General features: G+C 73.3%; 14 protein-coding genes and 1 tRNA gene. 8 read left to right on the top strand and 7 right to left on the bottom strand.

Annotated features, from left to right (window positions below):
- Positions 1-16: 16 nt before the first annotated feature.
- Both ACH4TG_RS00055 and ACH4TG_RS00060 read right to left on the bottom strand, forming a co-directional pair.
- Positions 17-427: a hypothetical protein gene (locus tag ACH4TG_RS00055; protein WP_398239171.1), complete on the bottom strand. Its 411-nt coding sequence runs from the start codon at positions 425-427 to the stop codon at positions 17-19.
- A 425-nt stretch (positions 428-852) separates the two neighbouring features.
- Positions 853-925, bottom strand: a tRNA-Arg gene (locus ACH4TG_RS00060).
- Between the two features lie 337 nt (positions 926-1,262).
- On the opposite strand from ACH4TG_RS00060, the gene ACH4TG_RS00065 reads away from it, so the two are divergent.
- From ACH4TG_RS00065 to ACH4TG_RS00095, 7 genes are all read left to right on the top strand, one after another.
- Positions 1,263-2,906, top strand: a complete 1,644-nt coding sequence (locus ACH4TG_RS00065; protein WP_398239172.1) for a dynamin family protein — start codon at positions 1,263-1,265, stop codon at positions 2,904-2,906.
- Positions 2,903-4,768, top strand: coding sequence for a dynamin family protein (locus ACH4TG_RS00070; RefSeq protein ID WP_398239174.1), 1,866 nt, complete (start codon positions 2,903-2,905; stop codon positions 4,766-4,768). Before ACH4TG_RS00065 ends, ACH4TG_RS00070 begins: the two co-directional genes overlap by 4 nt.
- A 125-nt stretch (positions 4,769-4,893) precedes the next feature.
- Positions 4,894-5,319 carry a single-stranded DNA-binding protein gene (locus tag ACH4TG_RS00075; RefSeq protein WP_398239175.1) on the top strand — a complete coding sequence of 142 codons (426 nt, stop codon included), beginning with the start codon at positions 4,894-4,896 and terminating at the stop codon, positions 5,317-5,319.
- Between the two features lie 244 nt (positions 5,320-5,563).
- Positions 5,564-6,961, top strand: a complete 1,398-nt coding sequence (locus ACH4TG_RS00080; RefSeq protein WP_398239177.1) for an LAETG motif-containing sortase-dependent surface protein — start codon at positions 5,564-5,566, stop codon at positions 6,959-6,961.
- A gap of 192 nt (positions 6,962-7,153) precedes the next feature.
- Complete coding sequence (gene ettA / locus ACH4TG_RS00085; protein ID WP_398239179.1) at positions 7,154-8,818, top strand: energy-dependent translational throttle protein EttA; 1,665 nt, start codon at positions 7,154-7,156, stop codon at positions 8,816-8,818.
- Entirely contained in the window at positions 8,818-9,243 is a 426-nt protein-coding gene (locus ACH4TG_RS00090; RefSeq protein ID WP_398239181.1) for an acyl-CoA thioesterase, read from the top strand. Before ettA ends, ACH4TG_RS00090 begins: the two co-directional genes overlap by 1 nt.
- Positions 9,240-9,968, top strand: coding sequence for a hypothetical protein (locus ACH4TG_RS00095; RefSeq protein WP_398239182.1), 729 nt, complete (start codon positions 9,240-9,242; stop codon positions 9,966-9,968). Before ACH4TG_RS00090 ends, ACH4TG_RS00095 begins: the two co-directional genes overlap by 4 nt.
- A gap of 21 nt (positions 9,969-9,989) precedes the next feature.
- Here the strand turns inward: ACH4TG_RS00095 and ACH4TG_RS00100 are convergent, their stop codons facing one another.
- From ACH4TG_RS00100 to ACH4TG_RS00115, 4 genes are all read right to left on the bottom strand, one after another.
- A complete protein-coding gene (locus ACH4TG_RS00100; protein ID WP_398239184.1) occupies positions 9,990-11,102 on the bottom strand; it encodes an ABC transporter ATP-binding protein in 1,113 nt (370 codons plus the stop codon).
- On the bottom strand, positions 11,099-13,990 hold the full coding sequence (locus tag ACH4TG_RS00105; protein WP_398239186.1) for an FtsX-like permease family protein: 2,892 nt from the start codon (positions 13,988-13,990) through the stop codon (positions 11,099-11,101). Before ACH4TG_RS00105 ends, ACH4TG_RS00100 begins: the two co-directional genes overlap by 4 nt.
- Position 13,991: 1 nt before the next feature.
- Positions 13,992-17,375, bottom strand: coding sequence for an FtsX-like permease family protein (locus ACH4TG_RS00110; protein WP_398239188.1), 3,384 nt, complete (start codon positions 17,373-17,375; stop codon positions 13,992-13,994).
- A gap of 158 nt (positions 17,376-17,533) precedes the next feature.
- Positions 17,534-17,938 (bottom strand): globin, encoded by a 405-nt coding sequence (locus ACH4TG_RS00115; protein ID WP_398239190.1) that lies wholly within the window; start codon positions 17,936-17,938, stop codon positions 17,534-17,536.
- Positions 17,939-18,011: 73 nt separating this feature from the next.
- Here ACH4TG_RS00115 and ACH4TG_RS00120 point away from each other — a divergent pair, with 73 nt between their 5' ends.
- Complete coding sequence (locus tag ACH4TG_RS00120; protein WP_398239192.1) at positions 18,012-18,908, top strand: methyltransferase domain-containing protein; 897 nt, start codon at positions 18,012-18,014, stop codon at positions 18,906-18,908.
- A 24-nt stretch (positions 18,909-18,932) separates the two neighbouring features.
- Here ACH4TG_RS00120 and ACH4TG_RS00125 read toward each other — a convergent pair whose 3' ends face one another.
- Positions 18,933-19,634: an N-acyl homoserine lactonase family protein gene (locus ACH4TG_RS00125; RefSeq protein ID WP_398239194.1), complete on the bottom strand. Its 702-nt coding sequence runs from the start codon at positions 19,632-19,634 to the stop codon at positions 18,933-18,935.
- Between the last annotated feature and the right edge of the window lie 26 nt (positions 19,635-19,660).

Below are 19,660 nucleotides of genomic sequence, written 5' to 3' on the forward strand. Positions count from 1 at the left end.
GGCCACCGGCCCGGGCTCACGACGTGCTGTGCGACTCCGCGTGGCGGCGGACGGAGTGCAGCATGCGGCGCACCGCGACGGGGTGGGCGCCGGAGCTGATGACCATCTGCCGGTAGAGGAACCCCAGGACGCCGGGGAACTCCCCGTACGAGCGGGCGGCCAGGACCGTGCCCTCCGGCTCTGCGGACATCGCGAACACCAGCACGTAGCGCGCGAAGTGGTGGTGGCCGGCGAGCCGCACGTGCTCCTCGGACACCGACTCGGCGACCGCGAAACCGGGCACTGTCGCCCCCTGCTGGAGCGGCTCTCCCGTGGCCCGCTGCGGCTGCGCGCCCAGCAGTCGGGCCAGGGCCGAGGAGCCGGTGATGTTCTGCTGCGCGATCTGCCGGGTGAGCGAGCGCCATACGACGTCGACCGGAGCGGCCACGACGATCCGGTGCTCGTCGATGAACGGCGGTGCGCCGTCGGGGGATTGAGCGTCCGAGGGCGATCCGGGACCCGCGGGACGCGAGGACCGGTGCGATGACGGGGTGCTTGTCGGGTGGAGCGCTCTGCGGGGCAATGGACTCTCTCCCTCCAGCCGTTGGCGGTGTCGTCCTTGCCTGACGAAAAGCCTACGCCGGTGCCCGGAGGGGGTGTACGGCGGTGCCGGTGTCCCCTCGCGGGGTTGGATGCCGGGGATGTCCTGGACCCGCCGGGGAACGGCTGGATTCAGCCATTGACGAACGCGGGCGATGCTGCGTGGCCGGATCCGCCGCGTACTCACGCGGTTCCTACGCGGTACTCGCTAGGGTGCTGCTGACCTGCAGCTGCGGAGGGGGGACCGACGCCACGGGGCGGAACCGGTGTGGGTGCCCCCGGCAGGACTCGAACCTGCGGCCAAGCGCTTAGAAGGCGCCTGCTCTATCCGCTGAGCTACGGGGGCCGGACAGTGGCCGCGGCTGTCTCCGCCCCTCGGTGGTTCCGTGACCTCGTATCGGGGTCAAGGATAGGGCGTCGTATGCCTGCTGCCGGGCGCTTCACCCGCGTGACACCTTGTGGAGGTTCGGTGAAGCGGTCCGATAATCGCAGCCAGGGCCAAAAGGTGCACCGCTTTTGACGGCTCGAAATCCTGCTGTTGTGCACTCGTTATGCCGGTGGCTCATTCTGTCTCCTGCCTCCCGTACGTCACATGGGGAAGTCCAGCGGGCCGAATAGGGCAAATTGCCACGAATACGCTTCAAATGTTCCGCGTGGTGCGGCATTCTGCCATTGTGGTGATCTTGGACGTTCGGCCTGAACTGATCGACGCGCTGTCCGCTCTGCGTGATCGAGTCGACGCCGCACGCTTCCCCTTCCCACTGCCCGGTGCGGCCAGAGCCCGGCGGACCCGCCTGGAGCTGCTGACCCAGCTCGACGACTACCTCGTACCCCGGCTCAAAGCCCCGGAAGCGCCGCTGCTGGCGGTCGTGGGGGGATCCACCGGAGCCGGGAAGTCCACGCTCGTGAACTCGATCGTGGGGCGCCGCGTCAGTGCCTCGGGGGTGCTGCGGCCCACCACCCGCACGCCTGTCCTGGTGTGCCATCCCGAGGACCGCGCCTGGTTCGCGGACCCCCGGGTGCTGCCCCGGCTCACCCGCACCTGGTCCGTGCGCCAGCGCTCCCGAGCCGACGAGGACGGGCCCGAGCGCGCCGAGGCGGAGCGCGCCGCCGGCCGGGGCGAGGGGCGTCAGTCGGAGCTGCGGCTGGAGACCGACGACTCGCTGCCCCGGGGCCTCGCCCTCCTCGACGCACCCGACATCGACTCCCTCGTCACCCGCAACCGGGAACTGGCCGCCGAACTCATCTGCGCCGCCGACATCTGGATCCTGGTCACCACCTCCGCGCGCTACGCCGACGCCGTGCCCTGGCACCTGCTGCGCACCGCCCGGGACAACGACGTCACCCTCGCCACCGTCCTCGACCGCGTCCCGCACCAGATCGCCGACGACATCGGCGGCCACTACGCGGCGCTCCTGGCCAAGGCCGGCCTCGGAGACGTGCCCCGGTTCACCGTCCCCGAACTCCCCGAATCGGCCGGCGGTGGCGGGCTCCTGCCGCAGACCACCGTCGCCCCGCTGCGCGCCTGGTTGGCGCACTGCGCCGACGACCCCGCCGCCCGGCAGCAGGCCGCTCGCCGGACCGCCGTCGGAACCCTGGACTCGATGCGCAGCCGCATCCCGTCGCTCGCGGCCGCCTCCGCGGCCCAGCACGCCGCCGCGGTGCGCCTGGCCAGGACCGCCGAGGAGGCCTACCGGCAGGCCGAGGTCCGGATCGAGACCGCGATCTCCGCGGGCTCGCCCCTGGCCGGCGAAGCTCTGGCCAACTGGCGGGGCTACCCGACCTGCGGGCCCGAGGCGCTGCAGCGCGCCCTCACCGAGGAACTCGCCGCCCTGCTGCGGACCGAGACCGATGCGGCCGACGAGCAGATCGCCGACACATGGCGGCGCGATCCTGCCGGCGCCGCCCTGCTCGACGGGGCCGGAACCCGCCCCGACCGTGACCGGGTGGCCGTCGCCGCCCGCATCGACAAGGGCGTACGGCGCTGGCGGAAGTCCCTCACCGAACTCGCCTACGGGGCGGTCCGCGTGCTGCGGGCCGCCGACCGGCCGCCCGCCGACCCCGAGGACGTCACCGCCCTGCTGGCCTGCACGCTGCTCGGCGGCCGGGCCGGAGGAGCGGCGGGCGAGCAGCTCGCCGAGACGGTGGGCGCGCAGTCCGCCCTGGCGCTGCGCGACGCCGGACGGGACCGCCTCGAGGCGGCCCTGGCCGCGTTGCTGCGCGGCGAGCGCGAGCGGCGGCTGGCGCCGGTGGACCGCAACGACGTCACCGCCGCCCAGCAGTCCGCGCTGATCGCGACCCTGTCCGTACTGCAGAAGGAGAGGTGACCGGGTTGGCCACCACCCGACCGTCCCAGACCGCACCCACCGCGCCGCCCTCCACCGCGCGCCCGGGTGTGCCCGCCAGCCGCTCCGCCGACCCGCTGGCCGCGCGGGTCGACGCACTCGGGGAACTGCTCGGCCTGTCCAGGACCCGGATCAGCCCAGACGCGCTCGCCGAGTCGAGCGAGCTGCTGGCCCGCATGGGGGAGCGGCGCAGGCTCTCCCCCCACCACACCGTGGTGGCGCTGGCCGGGGCCACCGGCAGCGGCAAGTCCAGCCTCTTCAACGCGCTGGCCGGGCAGGACCTGTCCCGCACCGGGGCACGGCGTCCGACCACCGCGCGACCGGTCGCCTGCGCCTGGGGACCCGAGCAGGCGACGGGCCTCATGGAGCGGCTGGGCGTCGCCCCGCAGGACCGGCACACCGGCCGGGACCTTCCGGAGGCCGCGGCTCCCGGCGGGGCGGTGGGCGCCTCTTCCGGCGCTGCACACTGTTCAGTTGGCGACGGCACCGAGGCCGGTGAGGGCCACGGCGACGCCAAGGAGCGAAGCCTCGAAGGGCTGGTGCTCGTCGACCTCCCGGATCACGACTCCGCCGCCACCGAGCACCGCGAGCAGGTGGACCGCCTGCTGCGGCTGGTGGACGTCGTCGTCTGGGTGCTCGACCCCGAGAAGTACGCCGACGCCGCACTGCACGAGCGCTACCTGCGGCCCCTGGCGGGGCACGCCGATGTCACCGTGCTGGTGCTCAACCAGGTCGACCGGTTGCCCGGCGACTCGGCCGATCTGGTCCTCGACGACCTGCGGCGGCTGCTCGACGAGGACGGTCTCGCGGTCGGCGAGCACGGAGAGGCCGGAGCCGTCGTGCTCGCCGCCTCCGCCCTCACCGGGCAGGGCCTGCCGGACCTGCGCGCAGCGCTCGCCCAGATCACTGCCGAGCGCGCCGCGTCGGGGCGGCGGCTGGCAGCGGACATGGACCGCGCGGCGAGCAGCCTCCAGCCGCTCTACGTCGGCGAGGGCGGCGCCGGGCTCACCGATCCGGCACGCGAGGAGTTCATCGACCGGCTCGGCGATGCGGTGGGCGCCTCGGGAGCCGGTCAGTCGGCGGAAAAGGACTGGGGACGTGCCGCTCGGGACGCGTGCGGCACACCGTGGGGTCGGTTGGTCGGTGAACGGACCGGTCCCGGCGGCCGTTCCCGAATCGGCCGGAAAACGACTGGTTCACACGTTCGAGTGATCGCACGGCAGTCCGCAGGGCCGTCCGCCCCCCGCGCCGCCGGCGGACCGCAGCCGCGGCGGCCCCGAGCGGCCGCCGGTCCCCGATCGTCCAGGTCGGCGGTGGACGAAGCCGTGCGCGGACTGGTCGCCGACGCGGCCCGCGGGCTGCCCGCGCCGTGGGCTCAGGCGGTGCGGGATGCGGCGCGGCGCGGCGGCGAGGAGCTGCCGGAGGTACTCGACGCGGCCGTCGAGCGGGCCCGGCCGAGCAGGCTCGAGCGGCCGGGCTGGTGGTCGGCGGCCGCCGGCGTGCAGTGGCTGCTGATGGCGCTCGCGCTGACCGGCGCGGTCTGCCTGACCGCGGTGCTCACCGGCTCGCTCGGCTGGGTGTGGTGGCTGCCGCTGGTGATGATCGCCGCCGGCGCCCTCGGCGGTCCGCTGGTCTCGGCGGTCTGCCGGTTCGCGGCGCGCGGTCCCGCCCGGCGGTACGGGCAGGCCGCCGAACGCCGGTTGCGGGACGCGGCGGCGGACTGCGGCCGGGCGCGGGTGCTCGAACCGGTGGCGGCCGAATTGATGCGGTACCGCGAGGTCCGCGAGCAGTACGCCGTCGTCGCCGGCGCGGCGCCGGCTCCACGGCGTCACTCACACGGGTGACGAAGTTATCCACAGAGCGCCGGTTATCCACAGATTCATTCTGGTTTCGCAGCGGCGGCCGGAATTCGAGCACGATGTCCTCAACGCGATCCGCACAGGAGCGCGATTGATGAAGGAGGACAGCGATGAACGAAACCCTGGTCACCGTCGTGGGAAATGTCGCGACCGAGCCGGAGACGCAGGTGACGGCGACCGGTGTGAGTGTCACGCGGTTCCGCCTTGCGACCACCACGCGCCGCTACGACGCGGAGCGCGGTGCCTGGACCGACGGCCCCACGAGCTTCTACACCGTGCGCGCGTGGCGCGCGCTCGCGGGCAACATCAAGGAGTCGGTCTGCCTGGGTGAACCGCTGGTCGTCCAGGGCAGGTTGAGGGTCCGCGACGAGGAGGTGGACGGGCGGCGCTTCGTGTGCGCGGAGATCGACGCCCAGTCCCTCGGCCACGATCTGTCGCGCGGCGTCGCCCGGTTCACCCGGGCGAACTCCAATCTCCCGGCGCCACGGCCCCAGTCGAACGCCCCGGCCCCTCCCGAGCCCGCCGCCGTCCCCTGATTCCTCGTGCGCTCGCCGCAGGCGCGAATTCCGGCCGGAGCTGATTCGCGGACTTATCGACAATTCCCGGAATCATGCACGCCCGGGATAACGATTGGGATTCGAAAACGTGCTCAGTCGTCACTCGAAGGTGTCAGTGTGACGGGTGATTCCTAGGATTTCGACGTTCGCAGGCGCGGGGGACCACAACTGCAGGCGAGACCACCCTCGAATCGACCACGAGTCTCGCTCGGAGGGGAAACACATGTTCAAGACCACCAGGCGGAGCGCTGCCCGCCTCGCGGCAGCCGGCGTCACCGCCGGTCTGCTCGCGGCGGGCGCGCTCGCCACGGCCGGCGCGGCGTTCGCCGACGATGTCACCCCGTCCTCCAGCGGGGCTACCGCGGTGCTCAAGGGCCTCGAGCCCGGCAAGTACGACCGCGCCGTCGTCGACGGGAACACCTCGCACTCGGTGTACGCGGGGCTCTTCCAGATGACCGTGCCCGGCGGCGGGACCATCGAGACCTACTGCATCGACTTCAACCACCACACCGAGGACCACGCCACCTACAACGAGGTGGCCTGGGGCGACTCGACGCTCCGGGGCAACCCGAACGCGGGCAAGATCGCCTGGATCCTCAACAACTCGTACCCCAAGGTGGACACGGCCGCGCTGGCCGCCACGCTCAAGGCGGGCGGTATCAACCTCGACCACCCGCTCACCGGCGCCCTCGCCGCGGCCGGCACCCAGGTGGCGATCTGGCACCTGTCCGACCCCGGCGTCAAGGTTCAGGCGGCGGACAGCGACGCCAAGGCGCTGTCGGACTACCTCGATGCGCACGCCCAGACGCTGGACGAGCCCAAGCCGTCCCTGAGCCTGGAGCCGGCCGCGGTGTCGGGCAAGTCCGGGGACCGCATCGGCCCGATCACCGTGCACACCACCGCCGACTCGGTGGACCTGTCCCTCGGGCAGGGCGTGCCGGAGGGCGTGAAGATCGTCGACGAGTCCGGGAAGGCCGTCACCACGGCGAAGAACGGCTCGAAGCTGTATTTCCAGATCCCCGCGGGGACCGATGACGGCACGACCACCGTCACCGTCGCGGCGACCACCGAGATCGCCGTCGGCCGCGCCTTCTCCGCCACGGACAAGTCCAGCCAGTCGCAGATCCTCGCCGGCTCGGACAAGACCACGGTGACCGCCGCGGCGAGCCTGTCCTGGGCGAAGAAGGGCCCGATACCGGCCCTGTCGGCCAAGGTCGTGTGCGCGGACCACGGCGTGGACGTCACCGCCTCCAACCAGGGTGACGAGGACTTCACCTTCCAGCTGGCGGGCCAGAACTACACCGTCGCCCCGGGGAAGTCGAAGACGATCACGGTTCCGGTAGCCGAGGACCAGAAGTACAAGATCGACATCAAGCTGCCGAACGGCACGGTGAAGACGTTCGAGGGCGTGCTGGACTGCACGACCGCGACCACCACCTCGCCGAGCACGCCGACCGCGGCGCCCAGCCAGGCGCCCCAGGGCGGCACCGGCACCAACCTCGCCGAGACCGGCAGCAGCAGCGCCACGCCGGTGATCGCGGGTGTGGCCGTGGCTCTGGTGGTCCTGGGCGGCGGCGCGGTGTTCTTCGTCCGCCGCAAGAAGGGCTCCGCGTCCCACTGAGTGAGGGCTGAACAGTCCCCGCCGCCCCCGGGCCGGGTGCGTGTGCCCGGCCCGGGGCGGCGGGCGCGGCGGCCTCGCGGGCCGGCCGGTACCCATTCGCCCCCATGGGTGGACGGCTGGCAAGATGGGGTGTATCTGCCCTCACGCGGCGGAGCCGCACATTGGCCCTTCTCGATTGCCGGACGGTTTCTCTTGGCTGAGTACATCTACACGATGCGCAAGACGCGCAAGGCGCACGGCGACAAGGTCATCCTGGATGACGTGACGCTGAGCTTCCTGCCCGGCGCGAAGATCGGTGTGGTCGGCCCCAACGGCGCCGGTAAGTCCACCGTCCTCAAGATCATGGCGGGCCTGGAGCAGCCGTCGAACGGCGACGCGTTCCTGTCGCCGGGGTACAGCGTCGGGATGCTTCTGCAGGAGCCGCCGCTGGACGAGTCCAAGACCGTGCTCGAGAACGTGCAGGACGGCGTCGCGGACACCAAGGCCAAGCTGGACCGGTTCAACGAGATCGCCGAGCTGATGGCGACCGACTACTCCGACGAGCTGCTGGACGAGATGGGCAAGCTCCAGGAGCAGCTGGACCACGCCAACGCGTGGGACCTGGACGCGCAGCTGGAGCAGGCCATGGACGCGCTGGGCTGCCCGCCCGGCGACTGGCCGGTCACCAACCTGTCCGGTGGAGAGAAGCGCCGGGTCGCGCTGTGCAAGCTGCTGCTGGAGGCGCCGGACCTGCTGCTGCTCGACGAGCCGACCAACCACCTGGACGCCGAGTCCGTGCAGTGGCTGGAGCAGCACCTGGCGAAGTACCCCGGCACCGTCGTCGCGGTGACCCACGACCGGTACTTCCTGGACAACGTGGCGCAGTGGATCCTCGAGCTGGACCGCGGCCGGGCGATCCCCTACGAGGGCAACTACTCCACCTACCTGGAGAACAAGGCGTCCCGCCTGAAGGTCGAGGGCCAGAAGGACGCCAAGCGGCAGAAGCGCCTCAAGGAGGAGCTGGAGTGGGTCCGCTCCAACGCCAAGGGGCGGCAGGCCAAGTCGAAGGCGCGACTGGCCCGCTATGAGGAGATGGCCGCCGAGGCCGACAAGATGCGGAAGCTGGACTTCGAGGAGATCCAGATCCCGCCGGGCCCGCGCCTGGGCTCGGTCGTCATCGAGGTCGACCACCTGACGAAGGCGTTCGGCGAGAAGGTGCTGATCGACGACCTGTCGTTCACGCTGCCGCGCAACGGCATCGTGGGTGTCATCGGCCCCAACGGCGCCGGCAAGACCACGCTGTTCAAGATGCTGCAGGGCCTGGAGCAGCCTGACTCCGGCTCGATCAAGGTCGGCGAGACGGTCAAGATCTCCTACGTGGACCAGAGCCGCTCCAACATCGACCCGAAGAAGACGCTGTGGGCCGTGGTCTCGGACGAGCTGGACTACATCAACGTGGGCCAGGTCGAGATGCCGTCGCGGGCTTACGTGTCGGCGTTCGGCTTCAAGGGGCCGGACCAGCAGAAGCCGGCCGGGGTGCTCTCCGGCGGTGAGCGCAACCGGCTCAACCTGGCGCTGACCCTCAAGCAGGGCGGCAACCTGCTGCTGCTCGACGAGCCGACCAACGACCTAGACGTCGAGACGCTGTCCTCGCTGGAGAACGCGCTGCTGGAGTTCCCGGGTGCGGCCGTGGTCGTCTCCCACGACCGGTGGTTCCTGGACCGGGTGGCCACGCACATCCTCGCGTACGAGGGCGAGTCCAAGTGGTTCTGGTTCGAGGGCAACTTCGAGTCGTACGAGAAGAACAAGGTCGAGCGGCTCGGCCCGGACGCCGCCCGGCCGCACCGCGCGACCTACCGGAAGCTGACCCGCGGCTGATGGCACGCCACATCTTCCGGTGCCCGCTGCGCTGGGCGGACATGGACGCCTTCGGGCACGTCAACAACGTGGCCTTCCTCCGCTATCTGGAGGAGGCGCGGATCGACTTCATGTTCCGCCTGGCGCCGGGGGAGGGGAGCGCGTCGTTCACCGGCGGCTCGGTGGTGGCCCGGCACGAGATCGACTACCTGCGGCCGCTGGTCCACCGGCACGAGCCGGTGGTCGTCGAGACGTGGGTGACCGACATCAGCGCGGCGTCCATGACCGTGCGGTACGAGGTCAAGGACGAGGACGTGCTGTACGCGCGGGCGTCCACGGTCGTGGTGCCGTACAACCTGGCCAAGAAGCAGCCGCGGCGCATCACGCAGGAAGAGCGGGCGTTCCTGGAGAAGTACCGGGACGACGAGGGGACCGTGGCCGCATGACCGTGCGGCTCGGTCTGTCGGGCGACGCCGGCGCGATCCGGGCGGGGGAGGCGGAACTCGCCGCCTTCCTCGGCCGGCTCGTGCGGTGGGACAAGACCGCGGCGGTACGGCTGCGGTCGGACGCGGGAGAGCCGGCCCTGGGAGTGTTCGGGCAGCCGCCGTTCGGCGGCGTGCTCGCGGTCAAGAGCGTCGCACTCGGCGGTCCCGCGGTGGCGGCGCCGGTCGACGCGACGGTGTCGGCCGGGGAGTTGCTGGAGGCGCTGGCCGGGGCCGCGCAGAGCGGGGAGTTCACCGTCCCCGCGTCGGTCACCGGCCCCGCCTGGGCAGGGCTGCTGCCGCCGCGCGGCGGCTGGCACCGGGAAGCCGTGCTGGAGCCCGACCTGGTGCGGGAGGCGGCGGCACGTACCGTCGCGGAGTTCCGGACCCGCACCGAGGCGCTCGTGCCCGAGCAGCGCACGCGCGCCGAGATGGACGCGCTGGCCGAGGAGTTGTGGACCAGGCCGCTGGCCGGGCCCGTACGCGGGGTGACGCTCCGCCTGGTGCACGCCGCCCACGCCCTCGGCTTCCTGCAGCCGGGCGCCGGGGCAGGAGCGGGCGACGAGCAGCTCGCGGTACTGACCGCGGGGCCCTGGATGCGGCTGCGCACCGGCTACGGCTCGGTGGCGATGCGCAGCGCGTCGGCGGCGTCCGGGCTGACCGTCTCCCCAAGGCCCGCTTCCGTCTGAGCGGGCCCGGCCCGGCCGCGGTCAGTCCTGCGGCTCCCGCGGCTCCGGCGGCTCCGGCGCCTTGGCCTCGCTGGGACGGTCGGGCCACACCCCGATGTGGTCGGTCTCCAGCTCCAGCAGCACGCGGGAGCGGATGTCGAGGGCGTCGGTGTAGTCGCGCGGCAGCTGCAGCCGCCCCGCGCGGTCGACGGTGGCGTACTCCCGGGCCACCACGGACTCCTGGCCGTGCTCGTCGACCTCGGTGTGCCGGACGACCTCGGATGCGGTCCGGCCGTCGCGGATGGCGACCGTGCGGCGCACCGCGTCGGCGACGGCGTGGTCGTGGGTGACGACCACGACCGTGGTGCCGAGTTCCTCGTTGGCCGTGCGGAACGAGGCGAAGACCTGCTCGGCGGTCACCGAGTCCAGCTCGCCGGTGGGCTCGTCGGCGAGGATCACCGAGGGGTTGTTCGCCAGGGCCACGGCGATCGCCGCGCGCTGCTGCTCACCGCCGGACATCTGCCCGGGGTGCCGGTCGTGGCAGTAGCCGACACCGAGCATGTCCAGCAGCTCGGTGGCGCGAGCGGCCCGCTGCCGCTTGGCGCGGAACCCCCCGCGGCTGCCGGCGAGCTGCATGGGCAGGACGACGTTCTGCGCCGCGGTGAGGTAGGGGAGCAGGTTGCGGGCCGTCTGCTGCCACACGAAGCCGACGACCTCGCGCCGGTAGCGCAGCCGGGAGCCCGCGTCCATGGACAGCAGGTCGTAGCCGCCGACCGAGGCCGCGCCCGCGGTGGGGACGTCCAGCCCGGCGAGGATGTTGAGCAGCGTGGACTTCCCGCTGCCCGACGCCCCGACCAGGGCCATCAGTTCGCCCTTGCCGACGAGCAGGTCGAGGCCCTGAAGGGCCTGCACCTCGACGCCGTCCGCGGTGAAGATGCGCACCAGCCGGTCGCAGGTGATCAGCGCGTCCTCGCCGTACGCGGGCCGCTCCCGGCGCGCGGCGACCTCCCGTTCCAGCTCCGCCAGGCTCCGCACACCGCCGTTGCGCTCGCTGTTCGCGGCGCCGGCACCGTCCGTGCCCCCGGTCCCGCCGCCCGCGGCGGCCGCCTCGTCCGTATCCTGCCGCACCGTGTCCTCGCCAACCTCGCCGCTCATGCCCGGTCCCCCGCTCTCAGTTCCTGACTCTCTCTGCGCCGCCCGCTCACCCATGCCTGCGCCAGCAGCACCACGCAGGCCAGCACCACCAGCCCGACCGAGGGCAGGGCCAGGGACCACAGGTCGGCGTGCAGGCCGAGCCCGAAGTCGACCGGGGCCAGGGCCTTCGACCCGGTCCCGAAGGTCAGCGCCCGCAGGTCGACGCCCGGGCCCAGCAGCGGTATCACCGCGAGCCCGACCAGGACACCGCCGATCGCGGCCAGCAGCGCCTGCGGCAGCATCTCCAGCAGCACCAGCCGCCGCGACTGGCGCTTCGTCATGCCCATCGTGCGCAGCCGGGCCAGCAGCATCGCCCGCTGCGGCGCCGCCTGCAGCAGGGACAGCAGCAGCGCCAGCGCGCTGTACAGCGCTCCGGCCGCCACCGCCCACAGGTAGATGGTGCGGGCGCCGTGCTGGAGCGCGCTGTCGGTCATGGCGGCCCGCTGCTCGCTGCGGGTCAGCACCGTCACATAGGAGGTGCTTCGCTTGGCCGTCCTGTGCAGCGCCGCGGCGTCGATCTGCTTGCCGGGCGCGGCCATCGCGAGCAGCGTGGTCGGGCCCAGGTACTGCCGGTAGGCGGCCATCTCCGGGTGGGTGGTGGCCAGTTGGTCGGACGACACGATGACGAAGTTGTCGCCGGGCGCGGCCGGGGTCGTGGACAGCGAGGCGGCGCCGCGCACCTCGATCTCGCCGACACCGGCGCTGATGGACGCGGTGTCGTGGCCCAGGGCCTTGGCCACGTCCGTCGACAGCACCGCGGGCAGCGGCTGCCCCTTGCGCCAGTGGCCGAACACCGAGGCCGGGAACGCGGGCAGCCCGATCTCCCGGGTCAGCGCCGCGTAGTCGGCCGGGGTGACGATCACCAGCGAGTACGGCATGGGGAATTCCGTGGACGGCCCGTTGGGCTCGACCCGCGCCGTCACGACATGCCCGACGCCCGGCACCTTCCGCACCTCGCCCGGGAGTTGCTGGGCCAGCGAGGTGTCGGCGTCGATCCGGGCGTCGGCGCCGACCGTGGCGGTCGCCGCGCGGTCCCGCCCGTGGTCGATGCCGGCGAGCACCGAACCGCCGAACGACGCGACGGTCAGGGACACCAGCAGGGCCAGCAGCGGCAGTTGGTTGGTCGCCGGGGTGCGCCCCGCCCGCGCCAGGCCGAGGTGGGTGACCGCGCCGGTCAGCCGTGAGGCCGGGCGGGCCAGCAGCCGCAGCGGCAGCGGGTAGACCCGCAGCAGCACGAGCGCCGCGGCCACCGCGACCAGCACCGGCGCGGCGGCCAGGAACGGGTCGGTGCCGTTGCCGGTGCCGCGCTGCCGCAGGGCCGCCACCGCACCCAGCACCAGGACGGCGACGGTCAGTTCGAGGACCAGCCGGCGACGCGAGGGACGGGCCGCGGCCACGTCCTCCCGGGCCGCGGGGCGTGGCCGGCGTACCGCCCAGGCGCCCCGCAGCGGCAGCGCCACCATGGCGATGACCGTGACCAGCGCGCCCAGGTACACCGACGAGGTCCAGCGCTCGGTCGGCAGCACCAGCAGCGCCAGCACGGTCCCGACGATCCCGCCGGGCACCGCGGCGGCCACGGTCTCACCGCCCAGCCGCCGCACGATGCCGCGCAGCGACCCGCCGCGCGAGCGCAGCAGGGAGATCTCGGCCCGCCGCCGCTCGGCGGCCAGGCCGCCGGCCATCAGCAGCACCGCGAACGCCGTCGTGCCGACGCCGACGGCGGCGATCAGCACCAGCGGCGAGGCGGCCTTGCGTTCGGCGGCGAAGTCGTCGAGCAGCGTGCCGATGTTGCCCTCGATGTGGGCGGCACTCGCGGTCTCCGTCTGCAGCGCGACCGCGACCGGCCCGCTGTCGAAGGACGCCAGCTCGCGCTGCAGCGCCGGGACCTGGTGGGCGGTCAGCGCCCCGACGTCCAGCGGGTGGTGCCAGTACAGGTCGACGTTCAGGCCGAGCGCCGGGATGGCCGGCACCGCGGAGATGTCCACCAGCATGGTGAAGTGCCAGTAGGTCTTGGGCTCGTCGCCGGGCGGGGTGGGCGGCAGCGAGACCTGGGGGGCCTGAAGATCGCCGTCCTCGTTCCAGTAGGCGGCGGTCGGGTCGCGCGGCGTGACGATGCCGACGACGGTCACCGCGACCGGGGTCGGCGCGTTGCCGTTCAGGTGCACGACCTGGCCGACCTTGATGTGCAGCACCTGCGCGGTCTTCTGGGTGACCACGCCCTCGATCGACTGCCCCTTGGGCGACCGCTCCTCCTGCGGCAGCCGTCCGGAGACGATCCGCACGTGGTCCTCCAGGCTGTGCTGCCAGACCAGGGAAGCGGCCGGCAGATGCTCGGAGGTGCGCGGGATCTGAGGGTCGGGGACGTCGGCCTCCTTGGTCTGCCGCATGCCGACCACGGCCTGGCCCTTCTGGAGCCGCAGCGGTGGCTTGGCGAGCTTCTGGAAGACGTCCTCGACCAGTTCCATGCGGGTGAGCGTCGGGTCGTTGCCCCCGGGGCCCGGGGTGGGGGACCAGGAGTCCATCACGCTCACGCCGCGCTGGTGCACCGGCGCGCTCTGCACGTCCCGGCGCAGCGCGGTGTCCTCGTAGCGGTCGACGGCCCTCGGCAGGGCCGCCGCCAGGAACGCGGTCACCAGCACCAGCAGGCAGGTGGCGACCGCCGCGGACGGGCCCGACCGCAGCCTGACCCGCACCCAGTCCAGCCCGTCCCGCTCGCCGCGCTCCGGTCCGGCCGCCAGCTCCTCCTGGGCCGCCCGCTCCGGCGAGGCGCCCGCCTCGGGGCCCGTGCCCGCCTCCGGGCCCGTGCCCTTCTCCGGGCCGCCCCGCTCGGCCTTCTGCTCGTCCGCCATCTCAGTCCTCCCCCTGGCGCCGCAGCGCCGACGCCGGATCACCGCGCCGCAGCGCCGTGGCCAGCACGACCAGCAGCGGCACCACCAGCACCACCGCGAGCAACTCGGCCAGCGGCCCGACCGGCATCGACACCCGCAGGTCCGGCACCGGCCGGGTGGCCTGCGTGGTCAGCACGATCAGCGGCGTCACCAGCCGCGTCAGCAACGCCCCCAGCACTACGCCGACGACCAGCGAGATGAGCACCAGGAGTCCCTGCTCCGCGGCGATCATCCGGGCCAGCTTCCGGCGCGGCGCACCCAGCGCCCGCAGCACCGCGAACTCGCCGTTGCGCTCGCGGATCGCGCCCACCGACGCGACGGCGAAGCCGACCGCGGCGAGCACGGCCGCCGCGACCACCGCCGCCGGCAGCGCCGACTGCGGGCCCGCGCCCAGCGGGTCGGCCCGCAGCTCATCCGCGGATTCGTCCCGCACCAGCACGGTGTCGACGTCGGTGCGCTTGCGCAGCGCCGCGGCGACGTTCGCGGTCTGCCCCGGCTTGGTGGCCACCCACCACTCGGAGGGCGTCAGCGGGCGGGCGTTCTTCGCCAGCAGCACCTGGTCGAGGGCCCGCAGGTCCAGCAGCAGCGCACCCGCGTCCTTGGCCTGCGCGACGGTGTCGGCGGTAGTGCCGGCCGTCGGGGACTCGGAGTACGTGGGGTCGTCCCCCGTACTGGGCATGCCCTTGACCGAGGCGCTGATCTTCACGGGCATCTCGATGCCGTTGAGCAGCACGTTCACCCGGTCTCCGACCTTCGCGCCGACCGCCTTGAGATAGGAGTCGGTGGCGATGCCGGCCAGCACCGGCGCGGGGCCGGGGCGGGCCCGCATCCGCAGGGTGATGCCCGGGCCCTGCCCGTAGCCCTCCGGCGTGAAGGTCATCGAGCCCGTGGTGTAGGTCACCGAGGCCAGCGCCGGGCCACCGAGCCTCGGGTCGGTGGCCGTGGGGTTCGTCACGCCCGGCAGGCTGTTGTTGCTGTCGTCGTCGTAGGTCGTGTTCGACGTCCAGACCGAGCCCGCCGGTACCCGGAGCGGCTTGGTGCTGCCGCTCCGGTCGGTGACCTGGGCGTCGGAGATGATCAGCACGCCGTCGTCGACCTGCTGGGGGACGGTGTAGGTCACGTCGAAGCCGGTGATCCGCAGCGGCCCGGCCGGGGCGCCGTTGCTGCCTGCCTGGGCGGCCAGGGACATGACCAGCTTGTGCGGCATCCCGTCGGCCGGCACGTCGCCGGCCGAGACCGGGTAGACGACGCCCCAGGGGTCGGTCAGGTTGGCCACGACGTGGTCGGGCTCCGCGGTCGGGTCGGGTCGGCCGTCGGCCGTCCCCGTGACCTTCAGCGTCGCGGTGAAGGTGATGTCCCGCGTGGTGCCCGGCACGGTCAGGCCGCCGGTGTCCTTGTCGGTGCCGGCCCACAGCGGCTTCATCAGGTCCGCGGTCCGGCGGCCGCCGGTCAGGTCGGAGCGGAACCGCATCGCCTCGCCCGCCGCCCGGGTGTCGATGGCCAGGGCGGTGGCGTGCCGCTGCTCGGTGAGCAGCAGGTCCTGCCGGGTCGCGGGGGCGGCCGCGGTGATGCCGGGTGTGGAGGCGTAGATGCCGGCCTGCCCGAACGGCGGGGTCGTCATGCCGGTGACCCGGATGTCGGAGCCGACCGCGAAGTCGGCCTGGTCGTGCTGCGAGCGGTCCCAGCTGGCGCCCTGCCCGATCGCGAACATGCCCATCGCGACGGCCAGCACCAGCAGCAGCGCGGCGCCCGCGCCGCGGCGGGGCCGCCGGGCGAGCTGCCAGCCGGCCAGGGCCAGCGCGAGGCCGCGGCCGCGGGCGGCCCGCCGCTCGCCGAGCTTGGCGGCCACCGGCAGCAGCCGCAGCACCAGCACGGTGCCGGCCAGCAGGCACAGCGCGGGCGCGGCGACCAGCACCGGGTCGATGCCGAGGCCGCCGGCGTTGGTCGCGCTGAGCGTGCCGCTGCCCGAGGCCCTGCGCTGGAGCTGCCAGAACGCGATGCCCGCGATCAGCAGCAGGGCAAGATCGCCGCCGGCCTGCACGGCCCCCGGGACGGCGCCGCGGCGGAAGCGCGCCGCGCGCTGCACAGCGAACGAGCCGCCGGACCGCAGCGCCGGCACCACCACGGCGAAGGCGCAGGCCAGGGCGGCGATCACGGCGACCAGCCAGGCCGAGGCGCCGCCGGTGCTGCCCAGGCTCACACCGGTGCGGGCCATCGCCCCGGTCCCGGCCAGCAGGTGGGTGACCGGGCCGGCGAGCAGCGGGGCGATGACGGCCGCGGGCACCGCCAGCAGCAGCGCCTCGATCGTCGCGAGCCGCCCCACCCGGGAGCGGGAGCCGCCGCGGGCCCGCAGCAGTGACGTTTCCCCCGTGCGCTCCTCGGCGAGGAGCTGGGCGACCAGCAGCAGCGCGAAGCCGGCCAGGATGACCAGCTGAAGCGCGCCGATCAGGAGTGTGGAGCGGGTCACCAGCATGCTGCGGCGCAGCGCGTCGAGCAGGTCGGGCAGCGAGCTCTGGGCCTGGGCCTGGGAGGTGGTCTTCCCGTTCTTCAGGTCCTCCAGAGTCTGGTTCACCGACTTCTCGAGGGCGTTCATCCGGGAGGCGGACGCCTGGCGGAAGTCGCCTGCGGCCTGCCAGGCCATCGCGGCCGACGCGACCCGCCCGGAGGTGAAGGTGGCCTCGTCCACCACCATCGGCCCGTAGGTGGTGAAGGCGACGGTGTGCACCCCGCGCCCGTTCAGCGGGTCGAGCTGCCAGTACGGGGAGGTGCTGTCGGCCGGGTGGTAGACACCGGTGACGTGGATCCGCAGCGGCGGCCCGCCGAGCCGGTCGGTCAGCGTGAGCGTCCGGCCGGGCGTGGTCTTGAGCGCCTCGGCGGCGGCCTGCGGGACGGCGACGTCGACCACGCCGGCGCCCTTGGCCGCGGGAGCCGGCCAGGAACCGGAGACCAGAGTCATGCGCGACCGGTCGAAGGTGGCCAGCAGCGTCAGGTCGGGGTCGCTGCTCTTGGGGGCGCCCGCCGGCCGCAGTGAGAACGGCAGCCCGTACGGTCCGGACTGCGTGCTGCGGTACACCTGGGCGGGCAGGTCCCCGAAGGATCCGGTGAGTTCCTTGTGCACGGCCTCGTCCAGCGGGCCGGGCGAGGTGCCGGAGACGTCCGCGCGGACGTCGACGGTGGCCCTGTCGGCCGCCTGGTGCTGCAGCGTCCGGCGCAGTGCGGCGTCCCCGATGGCGCCGGTGAACGCCGTGAAGGTGGCCAGCACGCACGTGGTGAGCACCACGGTCAGCGCGGCGGCTGCCAGCAGCAGCCGGTGTGCGCGGACGCGCAGCAGTACAAAACCCGTCACCAGCAATCCCCCCGTTCTGTTGCTGAGCGGATGCTCTCAAAACGGGGCGCGGTGTTGAACCATGGCGGAGATTGTCGCAATGCGATCGTGACCGACCGCATGCCGGACACTGCGCCCGCGGACCGGCCCGGAGCCGGCCGCGGGCGTCAAGTCGCAGGTCAGCCGGGTGTATTCACCATGGAGGCGGCTGCATACACTAGGTAGTCCCAGAGTTGCTGTTCGTGTGCGGGGTCCAGCTCCAGCTCGTCGACGGCCGTCCGCATGTGCCGCAGCCATGCGTCGTGAGCGGCTCTGTCCACCTGGAACGGCGCGTGGCGCATGCGGAGCCTCGGATGGCCGCGCCGGTCGCTGTAGGTGCGCGGGCCTCCCCAGTACTGCATCAGGAACAGCCGCAGCCGCTCCTCGGCCGGGCCCAGGTCCTCCTCCGGGTACATCGCCCGCAGTTCGGGGTCCTCCGCAACGCCCTGGTAGAAGCGGTGCACCAGCCGGCGGAAGGTCTCCTCCCCGCCCACCAGCTCGTAGAACGTCTGCTGCTGCAGCGTGCCGTGCGGGATCTCATTCACCTCCCTATCGTCGCAGACGCGCCGACCGAGGACCCGGGTCGTACGACCTCTGCCGCGGGCGCAGGATGGAAGCATGGCAGGGGCTGCGTACGAGGTCGGCTACGACGACCGCTACCGGGTGGCGGCGAGGGCGCTGCGGGCACGGATGGTGCGCCGCATCGTCGCGGGCGGCGGGCTGGTCGACCCGGCCTGGCGTGCGGCGTTCGCCGACGTGCCGCGGCACGTGTTCGTGCTCGGCTACGGCCTGGACGAGCTGCCCGGCGACGACCGCGACCCGCGGCGCAGGCTGCGCCGCCTCGCCTCGGCCTACGCGGACCGGCCCATCGCCACCCACGTGGTCGGCGGCGAGCTGGTGTCCTCCAGCAGCCAGCCGTCGCTCATGGCGCTGATGTGCGAGGCCCTGGACGTGGTGGACGGCCACCGGGTGCTGGAGATCGGCGCGGGCACCGGCTACAACGCGGCGCTGATCGCGCACCGCCTGGGACCGGACGCGGTCACCACCATCGACATCGACGAGGAGATCACCGCGGCCGCCCGCACGCACCTCGACGCGTACGGGACGCCCGCCGCGCGCTCGGTCGTCGTCGTCACCGGCGACGGCGCGCTCGGGCACGCCGCCCGGGCCCCCTACGACCGGATCATGGCCACCTGCGCGCTGCCGGTGATCCCGGAGGCGTGGCTGGAGCAGTGCCGTCCTGGCGGGCTGATCCTCGCGCCGATCGCGACCGGCCTGGTCGCGCTCACCGTGCACGGGCCGGGGCGGGCCGAGGGGCGCTTCCTGCACACCCCGGCGTTCTTCGTGGCGCTGCGCGGCGCGGCCGCGGGCAGCGCGCACCGCCGGCTGGGCGACGAGCTGTTCGGCGGCTGGCACCCGGACCGCAGCCGGTACGGGATGAGCGTGGACGGCGCCCGGCAGTGGCTGTGGCTGGACGATCCCCACGGCCCGGACACCTGGGGCGTCAGCGCCTGACCCGCGCGGTCACGGGCAGGAGGGTCAGCCGGTCGGCTCCCACACCGACGCGTCGTGCGCGAAGAGCACCCGCCGGGGGTCGAACTCCAGCAGCCGCCGCGGCCATCCGTCGGGCTCGGGCAGCGGTGGCCGCGCGCCCTCGCCGACGGCGACGGCCGCCAGCCGGGACGCGGCGAAGTCCGAGGCCGAGGCGTGCGTCTGCCCGGCGAGGATCACCGTGCCGTCCGGCCGCCGCACCACCAGCGACTGGTGGCCCGCGGTGTGGCCCGGGGTCGGCACGACCCACAGCCCCGGCCGGATCTCCGCCTCGCCGGACAGCTCCTCGTACGTCGCGCCGGGGAAGTCCACCAGGTGCTCGGGGGTGTGCTCGCCGCCGCGCACCAGGGCCATCTCGGCGGACTGCACCAGGATCGGGGTGCCGGCGAACAGCGCGTTGCCCCCGATGTGGTCGAAGTGCAGATGGCAGTTGACGACCACGGACACCTCCGCCGGCGTCACGCCGGCCGCCGCCATCGCCTCCCGCAACGGCCGCCGGTACGGGCGGTAGTGCGCGTCGGTCTCCGCGTCGGCGGTGCCGATGCCGGTGTCGAACATCAGCAACTCGCCGTCGTGGCGCACCAGGTAGGCCAGCGCTGGCTCCACCCGCGGCGCGCCGTCGGCCGTCTCGGCACCCGGGCGGACGAACCAGCCCAGGTCCAGGCGGCGCACCGCCGACAGCTCTGCCATGGCTGACCTCCTCGTGACGTGCGGGA

Source organism: Streptomyces sp. NPDC020917, from assembly GCF_044333795.1.
Classification (GTDB): Bacteria; Actinomycetota; Actinomycetes; order Streptomycetales; family Streptomycetaceae; genus Actinacidiphila.

What these genes read in the sequence shown, in the direction of transcription:
- ACH4TG_RS00105 (WP_398239186.1), bottom strand. Translation starts at nt 13,990, where the DNA reads ATGGCGGACGAGCAGAAGGCCGAGCGGGGCGGCCCGGAGAAGGGCACG.
- ACH4TG_RS00075 (WP_398239175.1), top strand. Translation starts at nt 4,894, where the DNA reads ATGAACGAAACCCTGGTCACCGTCGTGGGAAATGTCGCGACCGAGCCG.
- ACH4TG_RS00120 (WP_398239192.1), top strand. Translation starts at nt 18,012, where the DNA reads ATGGCAGGGGCTGCGTACGAGGTCGGCTACGACGACCGCTACCGGGTG.
- ACH4TG_RS00095 (WP_398239182.1), top strand. Translation starts at nt 9,240, where the DNA reads ATGACCGTGCGGCTCGGTCTGTCGGGCGACGCCGGCGCGATCCGGGCG.
- ACH4TG_RS00090 (WP_398239181.1), top strand. Translation starts at nt 8,818, where the DNA reads ATGGCACGCCACATCTTCCGGTGCCCGCTGCGCTGGGCGGACATGGAC.
- ACH4TG_RS00100 (WP_398239184.1), bottom strand. Translation starts at nt 11,102, where the DNA reads ATGAGCGGCGAGGTTGGCGAGGACACGGTGCGGCAGGATACGGACGAG.
- ACH4TG_RS00125 (WP_398239194.1), bottom strand. Translation starts at nt 19,634, where the DNA reads ATGGCAGAGCTGTCGGCGGTGCGCCGCCTGGACCTGGGCTGGTTCGTC.
- ACH4TG_RS00080 (WP_398239177.1), top strand. Translation starts at nt 5,564, where the DNA reads ATGTTCAAGACCACCAGGCGGAGCGCTGCCCGCCTCGCGGCAGCCGGC.